Source organism: Planococcus sp. 1R117A (assembly GCF_051417975.1).
In the GTDB taxonomy this organism is placed as follows: Bacteria; Bacillota; Bacilli; order Bacillales_A; family Planococcaceae; genus Planococcus; species Planococcus shenhongbingii.
Map to the genome: position 1 here is coordinate 932259 of NZ_JBPRLO010000001.1, position 19932 is coordinate 952190.

Annotated in this window: 24 protein-coding genes; 4 read left to right on the forward strand and 20 right to left on the reverse strand. The window is 46.2% G+C overall.

Going from position 1 to position 19932, the window contains the following annotated elements; all coding sequences use genetic code 11:
- Positions 1 to 3: 3 nt before the first annotated feature.
- Both phnC (ACSFXN_RS04315) and ACSFXN_RS04320 read left to right on the forward strand, forming a co-directional pair.
- Entirely contained in the window at positions 4 to 774 is a 771-nt protein-coding gene (gene phnC, locus ACSFXN_RS04315) for a phosphonate ABC transporter ATP-binding protein (RefSeq protein WP_437148950.1), read from the forward strand.
- A gap of 60 nt (positions 775 to 834) precedes the next feature.
- Complete coding sequence (locus tag ACSFXN_RS04320) at positions 835 to 1434, forward strand: polysaccharide deacetylase family protein (protein WP_437148951.1); 600 nt, start codon at positions 835 to 837, stop codon at positions 1432 to 1434.
- A gap of 544 nt (positions 1435 to 1978) precedes the next feature.
- Here the strand turns inward: ACSFXN_RS04320 and ACSFXN_RS04325 are convergent.
- Positions 1979 to 2536: an NADPH-dependent FMN reductase gene (locus ACSFXN_RS04325; RefSeq protein WP_437148952.1), complete on the reverse strand. Its 558-nt coding sequence runs from the start codon at positions 2534 to 2536 to the stop codon at positions 1979 to 1981.
- 135 nt (positions 2537 to 2671) lie between these two features.
- Here ACSFXN_RS04325 and ACSFXN_RS04330 point away from each other — a divergent pair, with 135 nt between their 5' ends.
- Positions 2672 to 3028 carry a winged helix-turn-helix transcriptional regulator gene (locus tag ACSFXN_RS04330; protein WP_437148953.1) on the forward strand — a complete coding sequence of 119 codons (357 nt, stop codon included), beginning with the start codon at positions 2672 to 2674 and terminating at the stop codon, positions 3026 to 3028.
- Between the two features lie 165 nt (positions 3029 to 3193).
- Positions 3194 to 4012 carry a squalene/phytoene synthase family protein gene (locus ACSFXN_RS04335; RefSeq protein ID WP_437148954.1) on the forward strand — a complete coding sequence of 273 codons (819 nt, stop codon included), beginning with the start codon at positions 3194 to 3196 and terminating at the stop codon, positions 4010 to 4012.
- 119 nt (positions 4013 to 4131) lie between these two features.
- On the opposite strand, the gene ACSFXN_RS04340 is transcribed toward ACSFXN_RS04335, so the two are convergent.
- The 19 genes from ACSFXN_RS04340 to ACSFXN_RS04430 all read right to left on the reverse strand — a co-directional run bounded on the left by ACSFXN_RS04340 (position 4132) and on the right by ACSFXN_RS04430 (position 19890).
- The gene (locus ACSFXN_RS04340; protein ID WP_437148955.1) at positions 4132 to 4335 is read right to left on the reverse strand and encodes a thioredoxin family protein; all 204 of its coding nucleotides are present in this window, start codon (positions 4333 to 4335) and stop codon (positions 4132 to 4134) included.
- A 226-nt stretch (positions 4336 to 4561) separates the two neighbouring features.
- Positions 4562 to 5239, reverse strand: coding sequence for a hypothetical protein (locus tag ACSFXN_RS04345; RefSeq protein ID WP_437148956.1), 678 nt, complete (start codon positions 5237 to 5239; stop codon positions 4562 to 4564).
- 115 nt (positions 5240 to 5354) lie between these two features.
- A complete protein-coding gene (locus ACSFXN_RS04350) occupies positions 5355 to 6053 on the reverse strand; it encodes an aspartate/glutamate racemase family protein (protein ID WP_437148957.1) in 699 nt (232 codons plus the stop codon).
- Positions 6054 to 6182: 129 nt separating this feature from the next.
- Complete coding sequence (locus ACSFXN_RS04355) at positions 6183 to 7031, reverse strand: ABC transporter permease subunit (RefSeq protein WP_437148958.1); 849 nt, start codon at positions 7029 to 7031, stop codon at positions 6183 to 6185.
- Positions 7031 to 7750, reverse strand: coding sequence for a PhnE/PtxC family ABC transporter permease (locus ACSFXN_RS04360; protein WP_437149161.1), 720 nt, complete (start codon positions 7748 to 7750; stop codon positions 7031 to 7033). The genes ACSFXN_RS04355 and ACSFXN_RS04360 overlap by 1 nt, the downstream gene beginning before the upstream one ends.
- An 81-nt stretch (positions 7751 to 7831) precedes the next feature.
- Positions 7832 to 8614, reverse strand: coding sequence for a phosphonate ABC transporter ATP-binding protein (phnC, locus tag ACSFXN_RS04365; protein ID WP_437148959.1), 783 nt, complete (start codon positions 8612 to 8614; stop codon positions 7832 to 7834).
- 76 nt (positions 8615 to 8690) lie between these two features.
- Entirely contained in the window at positions 8691 to 9734 is a 1044-nt protein-coding gene (locus ACSFXN_RS04370) for a PhnD/SsuA/transferrin family substrate-binding protein (RefSeq protein WP_437148960.1), read from the reverse strand.
- A 103-nt stretch (positions 9735 to 9837) separates the two neighbouring features.
- Positions 9838 to 10653: a PHP domain-containing protein gene (locus ACSFXN_RS04375; protein WP_437149162.1), complete on the reverse strand. Its 816-nt coding sequence runs from the start codon at positions 10651 to 10653 to the stop codon at positions 9838 to 9840.
- Complete coding sequence (gene phnL, locus ACSFXN_RS04380) at positions 10643 to 11371, reverse strand: phosphonate C-P lyase system protein PhnL (protein WP_437148961.1); 729 nt, start codon at positions 11369 to 11371, stop codon at positions 10643 to 10645. Before phnL ends, ACSFXN_RS04375 begins: the two co-directional genes overlap by 11 nt.
- Positions 11372 to 11395: 24 nt before the next feature.
- On the reverse strand, positions 11396 to 12577 hold the full coding sequence (phnM, locus tag ACSFXN_RS04385; protein ID WP_437148962.1) for a phosphonate metabolism protein PhnM: 1182 nt from the start codon (positions 12575 to 12577) through the stop codon (positions 11396 to 11398).
- 13 nt (positions 12578 to 12590) lie between these two features.
- Complete coding sequence (locus tag ACSFXN_RS04390) at positions 12591 to 13430, reverse strand: ATP-binding cassette domain-containing protein (protein ID WP_437148963.1); 840 nt, start codon at positions 13428 to 13430, stop codon at positions 12591 to 12593.
- Positions 13423 to 14289 (reverse strand): alpha-D-ribose 1-methylphosphonate 5-phosphate C-P-lyase PhnJ, encoded by an 867-nt coding sequence (locus tag ACSFXN_RS04395; RefSeq protein WP_437148964.1) that lies wholly within the window; start codon positions 14287 to 14289, stop codon positions 13423 to 13425. The genes ACSFXN_RS04390 and ACSFXN_RS04395 overlap by 8 nt, the downstream gene beginning before the upstream one ends.
- Positions 14279 to 15394 (reverse strand): carbon-phosphorus lyase complex subunit PhnI, encoded by a 1116-nt coding sequence (locus ACSFXN_RS04400; RefSeq protein ID WP_437148965.1) that lies wholly within the window; start codon positions 15392 to 15394, stop codon positions 14279 to 14281. The genes ACSFXN_RS04395 and ACSFXN_RS04400 overlap by 11 nt, the downstream gene beginning before the upstream one ends.
- Positions 15395 to 15988, reverse strand: a complete 594-nt coding sequence (phnH, locus tag ACSFXN_RS04405; protein ID WP_437148966.1) for a phosphonate C-P lyase system protein PhnH — start codon at positions 15986 to 15988, stop codon at positions 15395 to 15397.
- 36 nt (positions 15989 to 16024) lie between these two features.
- Positions 16025 to 16447, reverse strand: coding sequence for a phosphonate C-P lyase system protein PhnG (gene phnG / locus ACSFXN_RS04410; protein WP_437148967.1), 423 nt, complete (start codon positions 16445 to 16447; stop codon positions 16025 to 16027).
- A 297-nt stretch (positions 16448 to 16744) separates the two neighbouring features.
- Positions 16745 to 17491, reverse strand: coding sequence for a GntR family transcriptional regulator (locus ACSFXN_RS04415; RefSeq protein WP_437148968.1), 747 nt, complete (start codon positions 17489 to 17491; stop codon positions 16745 to 16747).
- A gap of 92 nt (positions 17492 to 17583) precedes the next feature.
- Positions 17584 to 18321, reverse strand: coding sequence for an SDR family oxidoreductase (locus ACSFXN_RS04420; RefSeq protein WP_437148969.1), 738 nt, complete (start codon positions 18319 to 18321; stop codon positions 17584 to 17586).
- A 319-nt stretch (positions 18322 to 18640) separates the two neighbouring features.
- Positions 18641 to 19384: an SDR family NAD(P)-dependent oxidoreductase gene (locus tag ACSFXN_RS04425; RefSeq protein ID WP_437148970.1), complete on the reverse strand. Its 744-nt coding sequence runs from the start codon at positions 19382 to 19384 to the stop codon at positions 18641 to 18643.
- 137 nt (positions 19385 to 19521) lie between these two features.
- Entirely contained in the window at positions 19522 to 19890 is a 369-nt protein-coding gene (locus ACSFXN_RS04430) for a GNAT family N-acetyltransferase (RefSeq protein ID WP_437148971.1), read from the reverse strand.
- Positions 19891 to 19932: the final 42 nt, after the last annotated feature.

Here is a 19932-nt window from a genome sequence, read left to right on the forward strand (position 1 = left end):
TCCATGATCGAGATAAAAAATTTATCTGTCCTTTACGATGGAAACACTGCAGAATCTCTTTCTGATGTAAATTTGTCACTCCAGAAAGACGATTTTATCTGCGTGCTGGGAAAAAGCGGCGCTGGGAAATCCACATTTATCCGCTGCATCAACGGCTTGCAAAAACCCACATCCGGTGAAATTTATCTGGATGGCAAGACCATCACAAACGCCAGTGAAGACGAATTGCGGAAAATCAGGCGGGAAATGGGCATGATCTTTCAGCATTTCAATTTGATTCCCCGGCTCAGCGTTCTGCAGAACGTGTTGACCGGCACATTCGGTTACCGATCTTCCCTTAAAAATCTGATTGGCTGGTTCACAGCGGAAGAATTGGACTTTGCGAAAAGCGTCATTGCAGAAGTCGGGCTGTCCGAAATGATTGACCGCCGGGTAGAGCAGCTGAGCGGCGGGCAGAAACAGCGTGTCGGCATAGCGCGCGCACTGGTTCAACAGCCGCGTGTGCTGCTCGGTGATGAACCGGTGGCAAGTCTTGATCCCGGCACGTCGAACCATATTTTCACTTTGCTGAAAGAAATGCACGAGCGCCTCGGTTTGCTGACTGTCATCAATGTACATGACATTGAACTTGCCAAGCGCTATGCTACCCGCATCATTGCTTTAAAAGATGGAAAAGTTATTTTTGACGGCCTTCCCGAGAATTTTATGGAAACCGAATACCGGGAAACCTACGAATCAAAATCCCAGGATTATTTCTTCGGCGCTGAAATCTGAATTTACAAGGAGAAGATCAGCATGATTAAAAGTCCTTGAGCAGTTGATAGTTCCAGAGTCGTGTACGGCTCTTCTAACCCCGATATTGTAACCGTTAATCCGAAAGCTGGAGAAAAATCCGTCGTCCTTACATTTGACGATGGCCCCAGCCGGGCATTGCCGCAAATTCTGGATGTGCTGAAACAGGAAGATATTCCTGCCGCTTTCTTTTGGCAGACTCGCCTCTTGCATCCAGCAAGACCCTGGAAACGGGTTCTCGAAGAAGGCCATCAAATCGGTTCACATACGACCAAGCATCTGAACTTAGTGAATCTTTCTTTTGAAGAACAGTACCGGGATATCAAAAACAGCATCACGAAAATTGAACAAGTGACCGGTTCTGATGTGAAGTATTTCCGCCCGCCGTTTGGTCAGTTTAATGAGGACACTCTTCAAGCAGCAAAAGCGCTGGATGTGACGCCGGTGATGTGGAGAGTGGCTTCCATGGACTGGGAGCTGAAAAAAAGCCCTCAGCAAATAGTGTGCACTGTCCGGGATAATCTCGAAGACGGCGCCGTTATCCTGCTCCATGAACTGCAGCATACCGCGGATATTCTTCCGGATCTGATTAAAGCGATCCGGGAAAAAGGCTATAGCTTTAGCGGATTGCCGGCTGAATAGAAAAGAGGCTTTGGAATAGACTCATTCCAAAACCTCAGCTTGTTGAAATAGTTGAAATTGTATCAGTTATCATCCCTTAACCGATATTCCGCCAACCAGCTACGCTTGCCGCGGGCGAGCGCCAAGCCGCTTCGTCGCTTCGCTCCTGCAGGGTCTCGGCTGTCTCGCTATCCCGCAGGCGTCTCCGCTGTTTGGCTCCATATCGAGAGAGCAGGAAATAATAAAAGAGAATTTACTCAAATATTCCTGATTTTAGAGAGTTTCTAAAAGTAATAAAAGGAAGTGAAATGCAGCGGAAGGCGGCGACTTCTGCGGGAACAGTGCGAGCCCTTAGACCCCGCAGGGAGCGCCAGCGAGCGAGGAGGCTCAGGCCGCACCCCGCGAAAAGCGTCCGCCCTGGAGCGAAATGAAAAAAGCTGTCAAATTTTCTCGACAGCCTGAGGTTTCGGAATGAACTCATTCCGAAACCTCTTTTTGTTTTACCGTATCAATTTGAGAACTTTATGTAATAAACATAAAGTTTAATCTATAAAAACCTTTAAGCTCACGCATATTGGGTTTTTGCCGATTGTTCCATCCATTGTAAAAAGTTAGCAACCACTAAGTCTAAAAATGCGATGGTTGCTTCATCCGTAATATCTCCTGCTTCGTCCATTTTCGTATGAACGGCTCCGACATATACTTCATTGCCCATAAGAACTGGAGACTGCAGTCCAACTGCAAACAGAATATCACGTAAATGGGCCTGTGCTTTTACTGTGCCAAGGTTCCCCATTGAAGCTCCCATAATCCAAGACGGCTTGCCGATCATCACTTTTTCAACGCGCGATAACCAGTCAATGGCGTTGCCCAGTACACCGGGAATGGTTGCGTTATATTCAGGTGTGACCCAGAGTACAGCGTCCGCAGCTTTGACTTGCGATTTAAAATTTGTCACTGCTTCCGGCGGGTTGTTTTCGATATCTTGGTTGTATAAAGGCAAACCGGATAGATCTAAAATCTCCAGATCAAATTTGTCTGCGTATCTTTTTTGTACGTACTTCGCCAATTTTTTATTATAAGAATCTTCACGAACACTGCCTACGATTGCCACTACTTTCATTTCCGTCCACGTCCTTTAGTTAGTTATAATGAAAAATGGTTCCAATTACATTATGATGTATATATAGCATTAATGTAAGTAGGCACAAAAATGTTTCATAGTATCAAAAAAGGTACTTAGAAGGAAGTGAAGAACTTGAAAGAAAACATCAATCCCGAACAATGTCAGGTAGTAAGTTCCCTCAATACCCTTCTCGGGAAATGGAAACCCATTATTCTACAGCATTTATTAGCAGAAGGCACCCTTAGGTTCAATGAGCTGAAAAAACGTATTCCTGATATTACACAAAGAATGCTGACGCTTCATCTGCGTGAATTAGAAGCTCAGGACCTGGTCAAACGTGTGGTGTATCCGCAAGTTCCGCCAAAAGTAGAATACTCATTAACGGAATACGGCAAAACGATTGAGCCTCTTATGAACACTTTACATGACTGGGGAAAAAATCACCTGCAGCATATTGAAAACCTGAAAAAACTAGATAAGTTGGATTAAGAAGGATAACTTTTATTTCCGCTTCGGCCACTATGGGCAGGGCTTCCGCTGAAGAAACTTTCTAGAAAAGAGAAGGTCATTGAGAGCGCTTTTTGATGATTGTATACTTAGATATGGAGCTGTTTTGCGGAATATCAACAAGTAAAGATAGAGGAGATGAATCATATGAATGAAAAGAAGTTCCCGAAGGAAGCTATCCGTGTATTAAAAGAAACAAGCCGCACATTTTATATCCCGATCACTTTTTTACAAAAAGACTTAAAGCATTCGGTTGCATCCGCTTATTTAATCTTTCGGGCAATTGATGAAATCGAAGATCATGAAGAAACAGCCAACGAGGTAAAATACGCAATCCTCATGCAATTGAGTGAACTGTTCAAACATCCTTTCAATGAAGAGAAATATTTACAGATTCTGGAGCCGGTAAAAGAGGCAATGCCTGAAGTGACGCTTCGTTTAGGTGAGTGGATAGAGGCGTGCCCAGAGACCACGCTCGAAATCGTGATGGACTCGGCTAGTGAAATGGCCTTTGGCATGGCGAAATGGGCGAAAGCCAACTGGCAAATCCATACACGTGATGATTTAGATGACTATACATATTACGTAGCAGGGCTTGTTGGAGTTATGCTTTCAGAATTATGGGAGCTATGTGCCGGTGTCAAAACTGACCGGGACCTTGCCATCGGTTATGGGCGCGGACTGCAGGCTGTCAACATTCTGCGCAATGAGCAGGAGGATTTAGAGGAGCGCGGGGTAAGCTTCGTTCCGGATGGCTGGACCCGTGCAGAATTATTTGACTATGCGGATGAAAATTTAGCGAAAGCAGATGACTATATGAAGTCGCTTACTAAGCGAAGTATTCTATTGTTCTGCCGTCTGCCACTGGCGTTGGCCCATAAATCATTAAAAGCGATGAAAGACGGACGTGAAAAAATAACACGTGCAGAAGTGGAACAAACCGTAGAAGAAATTCAGGTGGATTAGCAGGTAAAAACAAGAGGATTTCTTAAAATCCTTCAGAAATTAAAAAAACCGTAGACAACTCCCATTTCTCGAGTCTGCCTACAGTTTGAGGGCCCTTTTAGAAGGGTCCTTTTTTTGCATTATGATTGTGCGAATTCTTTTATCGGTTCTTCCGGAATAAATCCGAGCGAGCGATTTGCTTCCTTGCCGTCTTTAATCAAAATCAAAGTCGGGAGGCTTTGGACACCGAATTGTTTAACCAGCTCCGGCGCTTCATCGACGTCCACCTTATAAAAATCAACTGAATCAAGTTGTTCAGCTACGCTTGAGACCACCGGCCCCAAAAAACGGCAGCTTGGTCACCAGTCTGCTGTAAAATCAAGGACAAACGGTTTATTGGCGTTTTTCACCAGTGTATTGTATTCTTCTGTGCTAATGGATTTAACCATATTCAATCCCCCTCTTAGTAGCTCTTTATCGGTACTTGTCCAGTGTAAGGGCTGGCGTTTTTTCCATCAAACTATCTGCTCTCGGGATGGCAGCAGAAAAGCTTTCCCCAATTTTATTGGCTTAAGGCTTGATCAGCTTCCCAATCTCATCCGGCAGAAACTGCTGCTCCCATGGATACCATAGCCATTGCCCGTTTTCTTTGTAAAGATAAAAGGAATGGGCCAATTTTGCATCGGTGTATAATACCATTTGATAGATATCCGGGTCCTGTTGCTCCGCCTTTCCTTCCGGCGGAGGTATATAAGCTTCAGTCAAAAGTCTTTTAAATTCCTCAAGTTCTCCGGCATCGGTAATGCGGTTTAACAGTTCCGGGACATTTTCTCCTGTGTAAATTTCGATACTCTTTACCTGCTCCAGCTCCACGTCTTTGAAATGGTGCGGAAAATCTTTCCCTGCCTGTTCTTCCACGTATAGGCGATAGCCATTCACTTCATGCTCATCCGCTACAGCCAGCAACTCGGGAAATCCAATAACTTCAAAAAGACCGGTGTCTTTTTCCCAAAAAGCCGCATCGCCGTTTTTGACTTGGTAATTGGGGTTGCTGATGTTATCTGCCACTTTAAAATTTACTTCCCCTGCCTTTTTTCCAATGCCGCTCTCCTCTTTGATGACTGCAGAGTCTACCGAAGTGTAATGCTTGCCTTCAAATTGGATAAAGTCCACCCAATCGATGACCGTATGTGATTGGCAAGCCGCTAAACTGAGGCAAACCAATGCCAGGATTACTAGTCTTTTCATAAATCTGCCTCCATTGATTCGCGCTTTATGGAGTAGACGCTTCCAGGAAATAATTGGTTACAGCAAAAAGAACTTTTTCAAAGAGCAGACATCTCGGTCAGCTCCCACAATGGCCTTATTCTTTCAGCATCGCTTCGACAATCGCTTCCACATGGATTTCCGTTGTATTCATCTGAGGAATAGCCGAATCTTCCGGTTTGATCAGCATCGGCAGCTCCGTGCAGCCCAGTATGACTCCTTGGATACCCTCCTGCTCTGCCATCCGTGACACAATTTTTAAAAACGCATCTTTCGTTTCAGGTTCAACGATGCCTTTTTCCAATTCTTCTACAATTTTCTCATGGATGAAATCCTGCTCCTGCTGATTTGGTACGACGATTTCTTTTTGGGCAGCAGTAAAGATTTTTTGGAAAAAATCATTTTCCATCGTGAATTTAGTGCCCAATAGACCAATTTTCTCCAACTTCATTTTCCCAGCGGTACGGGCTGTTTCTTCTACAATACTGATCAGCGGAATCCCGACTTCTTTCTGCACTTCTTCAAATACGATATGTGCCGTATTAGCGGTCAATACCGCGTACTCAGCTCCCGCTTTTTCGAGCGCTAGCACAGCCAATGCCAAATAATCGGTGAGATCTTCTGTCTCCCCTTTTTCCAGCAGCTCAAAAATTTTATACATATTGATGCTATTGATCAGGAATTCGGGCAGTTCTTCATTATTCCCTGTCTTTTCCTGATACTTGGCGATAATTGCCTGATAATAATCGACAGTCGATTCCGGACCTGTCCCGCCAATAAGGCCTAATTTACGCATAAGACTTCTCTCCTTTGATAAACGAAATCCATTTAACCCCTACTATACCCATTATCCCGACTGCCTTAATCTCTTTTCTGTTTTCATCCATTCAAAAAAGCCTTCCACAGAAATGGAAAGCTTCTGAAATCAATTTTTTGCAGCTGCCGGGAAATACCGGCCTTTCATTCGTGTAGAGATGATTTCCAGCACGATGGCGAAAACCAAAATCATATACGTAATCATTCCGACTTCACGCAAGTCAAAATAGAATCCGGAAGCCATGAACAATTCAAATCCGATTCCTCCTGCTCCAGCCGCGGCGCCCATTGCGACGGCTACAGAGAAATTGATTTCAAAGCGCAGGAACGTCCAGGACAAAAGGTACGTGAATGTCGATGGCAGGACAGCGTGCACGACGATATGCCACCAGCTGGCGCCAGTCGCCCGCAGCGCTTCGATGATGCCTTTGTCCACTTCCTCGAAAGCTTCCGAAAAGGCTTTGACCAAATATGCGATGGAGTGGAACAGCATGCCGAGAACCGCTGCTTCACTGCCGAGCCCTGCTGCGATAGCAAAAATCAGCACCCATAGGACAGTCGGCACAGCACGGATAAAGGCGACAGCCATCCGTACCCCTTTAGAAATCCAAGGTTTTGATAGATTGGCAGCAGCCATCAATGCCAGGAAAAAGGCGATGACCGCCCCAAGAATGGTTGACAGAAATGCGAGGCCAAGTGTAATGCCTACTTGATAGAAGGCTTCTCCCCAGGTAAAATGCGTAAGAGCCGGTTCCAGGAACATCGTTTTCAGATTATAGAGCGTTTCCGGGATCGCTTTCGCCAAATCGAGGCCCGTATAGTCAAAGAACAGAAAAGCCAAAATCGTCAAAGCTGTAAGAGATGCGATAGTCCAGGCGATGACACGCTCTGAATGGCTTCCGGACTTGATGGTGATCCGGCCGTCCGCTTTGCGTTTAATGTGTGTACTTGCTTCCATTACAGAATCACCTTCCGGATATGGTTTGATATCAGTTCAATCAGGATGACTGCCAGAACAATGCTGAACGTGACAAGCGCGACGGCATTGTAATTGAGTGTTTTATAGTACAGGTCGAATGAATAGCCGATTCCCGTTCCTGTTAAAATCCCCACCAGCGTGGCGCTGCGGATATTCGTTTCAATCATGAACAAAATCCAGCTGATCATCTGTGGCATGCTTTGTGGCAAAACCGCTTTAAAAATAATTTGGAAATACGTTGCTCCCGTTGCCTGCAGCGCTTCCACTGCACTTTGGCTCGTTTCGTCGATCGATTCGATGAATGCACGGGTCAAAAAGCCGACCGACCCCACAAACAGGGCCAAATAGCCGGTTACTGAGTTTTGCCCGAATGACAGCAGCAAGATCAATGCCCAGGCGACAACCGGAATGTTCCGTGAAACAGAAGCAACAAAGCGCGCAAACGCTCCAATCGTCCGATTCGTCCCGGTGCTCTTGGAACCCATCAAGCTTAAAAAGAAAGCGACAATGGTTCCCGTAGTGGTTGCGGCAACAGACATCAGAACGGTTTCAAGCAGTTTTTCCACAATTCCCGGCAACCGCTCCAGCGATTCCTGCGTAATAAACAGATTGGAGAAAATCCAGCCCAGCGCTTCAGGTAAAGTGGCTAGGCCATAGAGGATGTTGAAGCCTGTGATTGCGGAAGAAGCAGCCGTCATTCCGATGATTAACAGGATAAAAAGAATCGTCTGACTTCTTCGCTTGGTTCTCAAATGGTTTTGATTCACAATGATAGCTCCTTAAACCGTAATTAGTTCCCGGATTTCCGGAGTGGATTGGGTTTTTGTGCCGTAAATGGCGTCTGTGTGATAATCCTGCAGCAGGAAGCTTGGACCGTCAAAGACGATGCCCCCCTTGTTTAAGCCGATAATCCGGTCAGAATAATCCCGCGCCACATCTACTTGGTGAAGATTGACAATGCAAGTGATTCCAAGTTCTTGTGTGATCGATTTTAAATGATCCATGATGACTTTTGAGGCGTTCGGATCAAGTGAAGCAATCGGTTCGTCGCATAAAACAATCTTCGGTTCCTGAATCAGTGAACGAGCAATGCCCACCCGCTGCTGCTGGCCGCCGCTCAGCTGATCGCAGCGCTTATAGGCATGTTCTTCGATGCCCAGTTTTTTCAGCAAAAAGAAGGCATGCTCTTTTTCCTTCTCAGTGAATCTCCCTAAAATACCTTGCAGGGTCGTCTTGTAGCCAAAACGACCGTGAAGCACATTTTCAATAACCGTCAAGCGAGGCACCAGATTGTAGTGCTGAAAGATCATGCCAATGTTGGTGCGCACTTTCCGCAATTCCTTTTTGTTCAAAGCTCCTACATCCTGGCCATCAAATAAGACTTTTCCTTCATCAATTTCAACCATCCGGTTGATGCAGCGGAGAAGCGTCGACTTTCCTGCGCCGGACGGGCCGATTACCGATACGAATTCTCCTGATTGGACTTCGAAACTTAAGTTTTGAAGTACTTTTGTTTGGGTATTATATGATTTTCCGAGATTTTCGATTTGCAATAAAGACATTTTATCCGCTCCTTTTCCGTCAAATTAAGTCATACAGAGCATGCACAGTGACGGCTGCATACTCTATGGGCCATGGCTATTTTTTTGAAAGTTCACGGATTGGATTGAACCACTCGTCTTCAACCGGCGCAAAGCGTTCTTTTGCTGATTTGAAGAATAGACCTGGTTCACCCGAATCTTCAGGGACAAAAATCTTTTCGTTATTGGCAATTTCATCTGAAGTAAGCACTTCTTTTAATTTGTCGTAGTCTTCCTGCCCAAGCACTTCCATATTGGCTGCGAATGGTGCATTCAGTACCGGAGTAACGCCCATTAAAGCGAATTCGCTGCCAGTAACCGTATTGAATGGCTCTGCCGCATCGTCTTTCACTTTATAAACTGAGCCCACTGTATTGGCTTCGCCTTCCGCCACTTCCACGTAATTTTCTACGCAAGTATCGCAGAATGCAGCCACTTCAGAACTGTCATTCAACAGGTTGACTGCTGATCCCTGATGCGAGTTTCCGAACAAAACTTGAGAGAATAGTGGTCCGCCTTCCATTAAATCTTCCGGCTTCAAATCTTCATAGCCTGATTTCTTTGAAAAATGCTCGATGATTGTAGAAGAAGGAACTACAAATCCTGATGTTGAACTATTCGACACGAAAGACATGCTTTTCTGTTCCAATGTATCAAGTGAAAATTCTCCATCAACTTTGAACTTCTCCTGGTCATCGGAGTTTACAGCCAACCAGCTATGGTAGATGGCGTCTTCCAAAGTTCCAGATTCGCCGGTAGGCACGACTAGTGGTTCAATCGCATCGTTGCCGTTTTTCGCTTCAATGTAGCCTTGTGCGCCCATAAAGGCCAGATCGGCGTTATTGTTGACCATCGTCTCAATGGCGATGGCATAATCCGTTGTCAATTGATGCTCCACTTCTTTGCCTGTCGCTTCTTCAATGACCCGCCCTATTTCATCGCGGGATGATTTCATGTCTGTCCCTGACTCATTTGGATACCAGACCACTTTAATGACATCATCTACTTCTGTTTTCCCTGCTTCTGCGCTGCCATCCGAACATGCTGACAATAGTAAAGCCGCTCCCAAAAACATTGCCATTACCGAATTTTTCTTCTTCATGGTTGGTTAATTCTCCTTTTTAACTAATATGAGCAGGCGCTCCTGCTTCGCTTGTTTCATTAGAACATAATCCAGGGCGAAAGAATCATAATTTACAGGAATTTCATAGACTCTTAAAACTATTTACAGCAACGGGGCAAATGATGCTCCCAATTTCGATGGATGTGCCGAATGCTCCGTGGTAATCGGTGCCGCCGGTCAGCACTAAACCATATTTCTCAGCGAGCTTCTCTATTTTCTGATGGTCTTCCGCGGAATGATCCGGATGGTTGCGTTCAATGCCGTCAAGGCCTGCATCAACAAGCTCGGGAATCAAATCAAAAGAATCAAGCTGGCCGGGATGGGCGACAACAGCAAGCCCGTCGTCCGCCTTGATTGCCTTTACCGCTTCCAGTGCATCGATATATTCAATATCGCCTGCCGCAGGGCCTTGCCCTTTAAACAAGCGCTTATAAAGCTGCTGATATTCGACAGAGGAATACTCCGCAGCAGTCAGCCCTTTCATGATGTGCTGTTTGTAAACGGTTCTTGAGGGCAGCGCCGAAACGATGATTGCTTCCAGGTCCAGTTCGAATCCGGCCGCTTTGATCTGTTCGATTTGCCAAAGGGAATGGCGGTGGCGTTTTTCTGATAACTTATCACAAAGCGGTTTTATATGCTTTGCCTCCGGATTATAGTTATAGCCGAGAATATGCACTTTCCGGTTCCGCTTAAAGTCGTATGCCGATATCTCGATTCCTGGAATCGCTTTAATCCCGTTTCCCGATGCCAACACTTTGACTACAGGCCAGCCGGCCACTGTATCGTGGTCAACAAAACTGATCGTTTCTACGCCGGAAGCTTTTGCCCGCTGCAATACATCCGCGACTGAATCCGAACCGTCGGAATAATGGCTATGAACGTGAAGATCAGCTTTCAGCGCCAACACCCACTTTTTCTTCGGCCACTGTCAATGTTCTTGACTGCATATCATATACTTTGTCGCACAGCCCTTCCATGAACTCGATGTCATGGAAAATCCCCACCAGTGTCGTGCCGTTTCGCTTAAGCTTTTCAATGATTTCACGCACTTTGACCTTGGATTGCTGGTCAAGGCTTGCCGTCGGCTCATCAAGCAGCAATAACCGCGGTTTCTTGACCGTTGCCATGGCGATATTCAAGCGCAGCTTTTCTCCGCCGGAAAACGTATTCGGATAGCTGTCCCATAGCTTCGGATCCAGTTCGAAATGCGTCAGCGCTTTTTCCGCTTCCAGCGCTGCCAGTTCCTCACTTTCACCCATCTCATGCAAGGCGTTTGTCACCAATTGGCGGCATGTTGTTCTTGGCATGACATTCAAAAACTGGGAGACGTAGCCGATTTCGTATTTGCGCAAATACAGCATCTGCCTTTCAGATATTTGAGAGAGATCAACTAACCCAAATTTCTCGGAGTCGTAAAGGATCCGCCCAATATCCGGCAAATAAGTGCGGTAAATGCTTTTCAGAATGGTGGATTTGCCACTGCCGCTTTTGCCGACGATGCCGATAAATTCCCCGGCTTCTAAAGAAAAGGAGATGTCTTCAATGGCCGGCATGGTTTTGTTTAAATGATGGATGGTGAATCTCTTGCCAAATCCTGCTATTTCCAACATTGACATGGTGTTGCCTCCTCTCATTTTGAGTTATTTCACCCGATAATTGGTTGTTGTAATCAGTACACCGTTGACCATTGTGGCAGTCAGCATCGGATAGCCGTCTTCCATCCGTTCAATCACCAGAATGTCTGCTTTCTTTCCTGGCTGAATCGAGCCCAGTTCGTGGTCCAGCTGCACCGCTTTTGCCGGGTTCAACGTAACCATCATGAACATGGCGTGCAAGTCATTGCCGTATTTCTCGTGGAGGTCAAAAACAGCATGCAGCAAAGCAGACGGATAATAATCGCTGCACAGGATGTCCATGCAGCCGTGCCCGATGGCTTCCGCTGCTGACAAGTTCCCGGAATGCGATCCGCCAAGCATGACGTTAGGTGCTCCTGCAATGGTGTAGAGTCCGAGCTGTTTCGCTTTCATTGCCACTTCCAGCGTGATTGGAAACTCACTGATTGTGGTTCCGAAGCTCTTCACCAAATCCAGTTTCTTGAAATCATCGTCATCATGGGACGCTACAGCGATGCCTCTTGCCAAAGCGATGTCCGCCACTTCCTTGATTTTTTCAGTTGTCAGGAATTCAGTACTCTGGCGCTCGGCAATCAGGACATTGACGTCTGCATCGGAAATGTCGCGGTAGCCTTTTAAAGTATCACGGTAGACTTCCAGATTGCGGTATTGCCCTTGACCCGGCGTATGGTCCATGAACGACAGCAAATGGACTTTGCCGTCTTCGATATTTCTTACTAGCTGGCCGACTTCGTCGATATTGTCGATTTCAAAACGGGCATGGAGCCGGTGGCGGATCAGGTGCAGCCGGTTATGCGTGGCATCGATGGCGTCCACCATGCGCTGAATGTTATTTGGATTGCGCATCGGTTTATGGGAAAATATATCTTCTTTGTAAAATGACAGCGAATGGAACATCGTCGTAATGCCGTGGCTGATCAGGATTTTTTCCGCTTCCCGTAGACTGATGTCAAAATTCATCATGCTGGTTGGACGGGGAGAGGCAATCGTTTCAATATAGTCGGAATGGATATCGATAAAACCCGGTGAAATAAAACCTCCGTTGGCATCAATCAATTGGGCATCCGGATAGTTTCTCACTTGCTGTTCAAGAATGATCTCTTGAATCGTCTCGCCTTCCACCACGACGGCGTGGCCTTCTAAAATTGTGGTTTCCGTTATGATTTTCCCATTATGGATAATATACAAAGTACCGAACCTCCTAAAGTAATGAATACACCAATTGCTGCGTATACGGATGCTGCGGATCTTCCAGCACTTGGTCCGTCAGCCCTTGTTCAATGATTTCGCCATTCAGCATGACCACGGTGCGGTCTGCAAGCATTCGAATCACAGCCAGATCATGGGAAACCACAACCATGCTGATGCCTAGATCCCGCTGGATATTCTTGATCAAGTCCAGAACGTTGGCCTGCACTGACAGATCGAGCCCGGTAGTCACTTCATCCAAAAACAGGATTGGTGGATTGTTCGATAGAGCCTTCGCAATTTGTACGCGCTGCTGCATGCCGCCCGAGAAATTTCGCGGTTCTTCTTTCATGCGATGAAGCGGGATGTGGACATTTTCCAACAGCCTCTTACCTGTTTCTTCCATCTCTCCTACGCGGCGGCTGCCGGCGGCAATCAGCTTTTCGGCGATATTCCCGATAGAGGAGAAGTCCATTTTCAGTCCATGGATCGGATTCTGATATACCATGCCGAAATCGTGGTTACGGATGGCGCGTTTTTGCTGGGAAGATAAACCAAAGACATTTTCACCGGCAAGATGCGGCACATTGATATATGCCTCTCCTGACGTTACGTCAGTGTCGAAATAAAGGCATTGCATCATCGTCGACTTGCCGCTGCCGCTTTCCCCGACAACCCCCAGGATTTCACCGGCATATAAATCCAGTGACACATCGCGTACAGCATAAACCGTTCCGCAGGATGTGCAATAGTTTTTTTCTAATTGGCCAGCGTCTAAAGTGGCGCAGCGGGAACATCCCGGACCGAATTGTTTGCGCAGATTCCGCACTTGTAAAATCGGTGTTTCATGCATAGGCGCTTTCCACCTCGGCTTTCTCGTTATTGTTCAGTTGCTCCATGCAGAAACTGGTGTCATTGCATTGATGAGTGGTTTTGCCGGTTTCCTGGTCCACCAGTTCGTCCATGAACACATCTTGAGCGCCACAAAGATGGCATTGTATACCTTCAAACGATTCTATTTGGAATGGATAATCCTCGAAAGCGAGCGATGCAACATCTGTGTACGGAGGAACGGCATAGATTTTTTTCTCCCGTCCAGCGCCAAGCAGAATCAACGCTTCCGACTGATGCATTTTCGGGTTGTCAAAGCGTGGAATCGGGCTCGGAGCCATCACATAGCGCCCATTGACGTAAACCGGATGGTCTGCCGCTGTTGCAGTTTTTCCGTATTTCATAATCTGTTCAAACAGCATGAGCCATGCTCCGCTGTAATCGTCTTCGGAATGCATCCGCTTTGTCATATATTCCCGGGCTTCGACCGGCCGGAGAGGTTCCGGCATCGGCACTTGCAGCACCAGGATCTGGTCTTTGGTCAATGGAACTTCCGGAATGCGATGGCGTGACTGGATCACATCAGCTTTTTCGGTTTGTTCGGTCACTTCGACTCCGGTTGTTTCCTGGACCAGCTTTTTGATGCTGACGGCGTTGACGGATTCATCGGCTCCCTGGTCAATCACTTTTAAGACATCCGTTTTGCCAATTAATGAAAGTGTCAGCTGAAGCCCTCCAGTTCCCCAGCCGCGTGCGATTGGCATCTCTCTTGAAGCAAAGGGCACCTGGTAGCCGGGAATTGCGACGGCCTTTAAAGTGGCACGGCGGATTTCTTTTTTTGAGCCTTCATCAAAAAAGGCGAAATGTGTATTAGCTTTCAATCGGCTGCACTCCTTTCTTCACTTGCCGGATACTGTCGAGCTTGGATTGGAATGTCACGTAATGTGGCATTTTCAAGTGGGAGATAAATCCGGTGGATTCTACCGAATCGATGTGCAATAAGACAAATTCTTCATCATGGGTCGGGAAATCAGCTTCTGTATGCTCCAGGCATTGATCCAGAATACTCATGGCAATGGCTTTTGTCTCGTTTTGCCCGTAACAGATGCCGTAGCCGATTTCGAACTCCAAGTCGTCTTCATTGCGGTCGTTTTTCACTTTTACCGGCACAAACGATTCCACTTCGGTGATACGGATGTCGCCGATGTAAAATTCGTCGCCGTGGTCCTGTTCTGCTTCATTCGGATGGTCCACGTAAATCGGCATTCTGCCGACACGTACTTCTCCGACATTCGGATGGACTTGGCCGTATCCCCGAAGTGATGCATAGCCAAGTGCTGTGACTGCTCCGGTCTGGCCGCGTGTCAGGATTTGCAGCCTCGCGCTGCGGCTGGACGGAAATTGCAAACTTTTCTTGGTAACATCATCCGGTGCGGCATCGTTTTTTTCATAAACTTCAAACAAGCCTTCTTCTCGGAGATAATCGACCACTTTCGGAAAATAAATCACATCCTGAGCCGTTTCTGCGCTTTCCAATTGCTTTTTGTAATCGGTCAGCCATCTGCTGATTTCTTCTGGTTCTTCTTCCAACAGATCGAAATCGAGCAAACGGTGAGTGTAGTCATGCGTTGCTCCAAGGAGCTGGCCGCCCGGAATGTCCTTAAAGCTTGCAGAAATTCTCCGTTCGACAAACATCGATTCCGCCTCGACTGTCCGGCTGTAATATTGGCGCGGCAAAGTGGAACGGTGGGCACGCATCAAAAATACGGCTTCTTCCATGCTGCCTTCTGCCTGTTTGATCGCCAGCGCAGCCAATTCGGGCGAATACAAGCTCGCTTCTGACATTACCTGGTCGATCATGCCGCGCATGGAAGATAGAATCACTTTAATCTCCAATATCTCTTCGTCCTTCAGACGCTCATATTTCAAGCGGTTAATGGAAGCTTCAATTGCATGAGTACCACCTTTTACGGGTACATAGCCCATTTACTCCACCTCCGTCATAATTACTCGAGTTGTCCGGGGAATGCAGACCATACGTGACTCATCATCCACAAAGATCAAGTCGACGCCCATCGGATATTCCTTGATCCGGCTGCTGCGGGCTTTCCAAAAAGACTCCGGCATTCCGGCATGGAGGCTGGCATGGCTTTCGATGCCCGGTCCTGATAAACTCAAATTTCCTGCTTCAGCCAGCCCTTCACTTTCGATAATCCATGTTGAAGATAGCTGGGGATCGATAAGGCTGCCGATCTTGCATTGCCGCATTGCCTCAAGCACATCTTCTTTGCTGGCGTTTTTTAAAACGATAACAAAATCTGCTTCTTCAATCGGTGCATATCTAGCTGAAGTATATTCAGAAATTTTCTCGATCAGCTTTTGCTGATTTCCCGGTAAGATGTGGAACGTGACTTCCGCATCCAGGACTGTCATCGCACACAGCATCGTTGATTTTTTGCAAGGCAGCTCATAATCCAGCTGTTTTGCTTCTTCCAGAAAGGAAATGGTGCCTGGCCGTGACATGCTATGTAAAATTTTTCGGTAGACTTGCTGTATGTCATGTATTTGATCAATCGCCATATTATCTCTCCTGAACTTGTAATGTAGTTTGTCGGATTAAACTTCCATTGTTTCAAAACTGACTTTCGTCTCAAACAGCTCTGCCTGCTCACGCGATTTTGCTTGCGCTATGTCCTTTTCCATTTCCAATAGAGGCTGCTGCCATTCGGCTATTTCAGGCAAAGCCGCTTTATAAGCGGCATCAATTATGGCAAGGTTCCGGGCCAGCTCTTCTTTCATGCCTGCGACGATGCCGATGCCGATCTGGCCGCCGATTTCCACTTTCGCTTCGGTGACAAGAACTTCACCGATATAGAATAGGGAGTTTTTTGCCGATTCCCTCATTTTGATCATGGTCATTCCATATTGCGGAGCAGAGATTTCCCGGCATTCATATTTCTGAGCAATCGTTTCTGCAAATCCCCTGGCCAGCTGCTCATTTCCTTGAATCAGAATTTCAGTTCTTCTGCGTCTTTTCATATTCGCTGCCTCCTTCGCTGTAAACTCATCGTAACTTGTCGCCAAGTTGCCGTGTTTTAAGGTACGGTAAAGCTTGTGTAAAGCATCTTCACAATAAGAAAAGCGCAAGCGCCCGGGTAGATTCGACGGGCATAAGACAGACCAGCGAAGTGGAGGTCTTTGCCACACAGCTGGGTTGGCTTATGCGAGAATCTGGGCGCTGGAGTCTGGACATAAAGAAAAGCGCAAGCTCATAATTTTTTATATTCTGAAGCATGAAAAAAGCAGGCGACAGAAAAATTCTGTCGCCTGCTTGGCTTAATCCATTGTGATATCGTATTTAAACTTATCACTGCGGTATAGGATTTTCGTATGTTCTAATATATTCCCTTCCTTGGCATCGACACAATCACTTTCCACTACAATGAGCGGCACCAGACTTTTACAGGACAGGAGCTGCTGTTCTTTTGAAGACGGGAAAGTAATGCTTAAAAGAGACTTGCGGCTGGCAAATTCCGTATAGCCAAGCTTTCGATAATAGGCGAACATGGAACCGATTTGATGGCCATCATCCCCGATGTCCGGAAACATCGCTCCATTGACATATGAACTGTGGATGGCAATCGGCTCGCCGTCAAGCAGCCGCAGACGTGAAATTTTATAAACTGTACCGTTTTCCGGCACATTTAAAATTCTATAGATCCGTGCGTCAAAACCGATTTTTTCGCAATTGATGTTGCGCGTCTCCAAATTATAGCCTGCTTGTTCCATTTTTTCCGTAAAGCTTGTTTTAGCCGTTAAGTGCAATTGGATTTGCATCGACTCTTCTTTCAAATACCGTCCTTTTCCTTGCTTCGAATAAATATAGCCCCGTTCCTCGAGCTTTAACAAGGCATTTCGGACAGTCATGCGGGGTACCCCATATTTTTCGGCAAGCTCATTTTCCGAAGGCAGTTTCTCACCGGATTTAAAAGCTTTAGAGGTGATTTTCTGCATCAAATCATCGAGTATCTGTGTTTCTTTGTCTTCAGAAATTGAAATCTCCCCCTCTCGCTTCCAGGCCATGGGTTTCCTCATTTTATTAGTATGATATCATTTTTCGTTTGGATACTGTCCATAAAAATAGAGGAGAACCTTAAGGATTCTCCTCATCGTGCTTATCCCTGATGGGTCGGCCGGACAATCACTTCGTTGACCGCTACACCTTCCGGCTGTGAGGCTGCGTAATAAACGGCATTTGCCACATCTTCACTCGTCAGTGAAGGAATATTCGGATCTTCGAATCTCGGCTTGATGTCCGGATCTGTAATAAAAGACGCCAGCTCTGTCTGGACGACTCCCGGTGAAATGCTGGTGGTTTTGATATTTGTCTGTGCCAGTTCTTTGCTCAAGCCTTCCATAAAGATGCGGGCTGCGAATTTCGTACCGCAATAAACTGTTCCAGAAGGAAATACCCCGTGCCCTGCAACAGATGCAGTGGTGATAATATGTCCGCTGTTGCGCTCCTGCATATGCGGCAGGACAGCCGCGATGCCGTACAGCACGCCTTTCACATTCACATCAACCATACGGTCCCATTCATCTATTTTCAGCTTGTCCATGAACGACAAGGGCATGAGCCCTGCGTTGTTGAACATGACGTCGATTTGCCCGAATGTATCGATTGCAAATTCCGCCAGTTCCTCAACTTCCTGGTAGGAAGTAACGTCCGTCACTTTGATTACCGCTTCTCCACCTTCTAACTCAATTGCTTCTTTCAGTTTCTGAAGCCGGTCTTCGCGCCTTGCAGCGAGCACGACTTTACTGCCTTCGCGTGCAAACTTTTTTGCTGTAGCTTCACCGATTCCACTTGAAGCACCCGTAATGACAATGACTTTCCCTTTAACAATAGACATAAGTTTCCTCCTTCATAAGTACCCAGCGATTTTGCAGTTCTATCCCGTCTTAACAGTCAACAAGGATAAAGAAAGTCTTCATTAAGTAAATTTTTCACTTTGTTCTGTAGCCGCATATTTTCCCTTTGTTCAGCATCTTTTCAGGATTGTCTGGCAGTAGTTTGAGTTCTATCTTGTTTCCTTCGCCGCATACTTTCTGTTTTCCTGCTTTGTTCAATCCTCTGCCGGCATGCGGGCTTTATCTCAAGGAAGAAACCATAAAAAAGCAAACAGCTGAATTCCAGCCGTCTGCTTTTTAAAAATTAGATTCACTTTGCAATTATTGTGCTGTATATCCACCGTCAACCATTACCGTGCTGCCTGTCACAAAATCGTTTTCGCAAAGGAAGATGATCGCATGCGCTACTTCTTCCGGACGGCCTAAGCGTCCAATCGGATGTTTCGCTACTGCTTTGGCATAAAGTTCGGGTTTTAAGGTATTTCGATTTGACATCCCTGTCTCAATATAGCCAGGGCTTACCGCATTTACGCGAATGTTTTTGTCTGCATATTTGAGAGCCAACGATTTTGTCATTAAATTGACGGCCCCTTTAGAAGCGGTAACCGCAAAAGCATTCGCTTCTCCCACGCTTCCCAATATGGATGCCGTGTTGACAATGACACCGCCACCGGTTTTCAGCATTTCGCGGATGGCATGTTTTGATCCAAAGAAGACCCCGTCTTGATTGACCGCAATTACTTTCCGATAATCTTCGTAAGAAAGCTCATGCGTTTCACTAAGTGCGCGAACTCCTGCATTATTGACCATAATATCAATCCGGCCAAACTGTTTGACAGTTTCTGCTACAAGGTTGGCAACGGAATCTTCTTGGGAAGCGTCGAATTCAATAAATACAACCTCTGCTCCAGTGCCTTTAAATTGCTTGGCAGCCGCTTCTCCGCCTTCCACATTAATGTCAGCGACGACTACTTTAGCTCCTTTGTCCAGCAGCGCTTTAGCAGCAGCTAAGCCGATGCCTGATGCAGCGCCAGTGACCACTGCCACTTTCCCGGTCAATTCCATTTAAATTGCCTCCTTGTATTGGATATACTTCTCCACACAATTATAGCAATTAATATCAGAAAATTCTAATATCTTAATCATTAATATATAAAAGGATTTCCAGTTTGTTCCCTATAGAAAATCCTGTTTCCGCAATTTCATCCGATCAATTTAGTTTGCACTTTTTCTAAGCAATGGTTAAGCAAAGCTTCTGTTTCTTTTGTGCTGCGCATTTCCCGGTCCTGCATCAGCACCTGTATTTTCTCAATCATTTTCCGGCCTAGCCCTTCGCCCCGGAATGACGGAAGCACTGAAATATGATGGACTGTGAAATAAGTATCGGCCACTTCCACTCCGATCAGTCCTATATAGTCTTCCTCATTTTTCAGCAAGTACAATTGCCAAGCCGGATCTTCCGCATAACGTGTGATGGTCTGGCATAAACTTTTCAGGTTTCTCTCTTGTGGCATGAAGGACAATAAACCCATCGCAATCTTTTGACATGATTTCTTGTATCTGACTAACATAAGCCCATCCTCGCTTCATTCTTATTTCTTGTCCGTGTTATT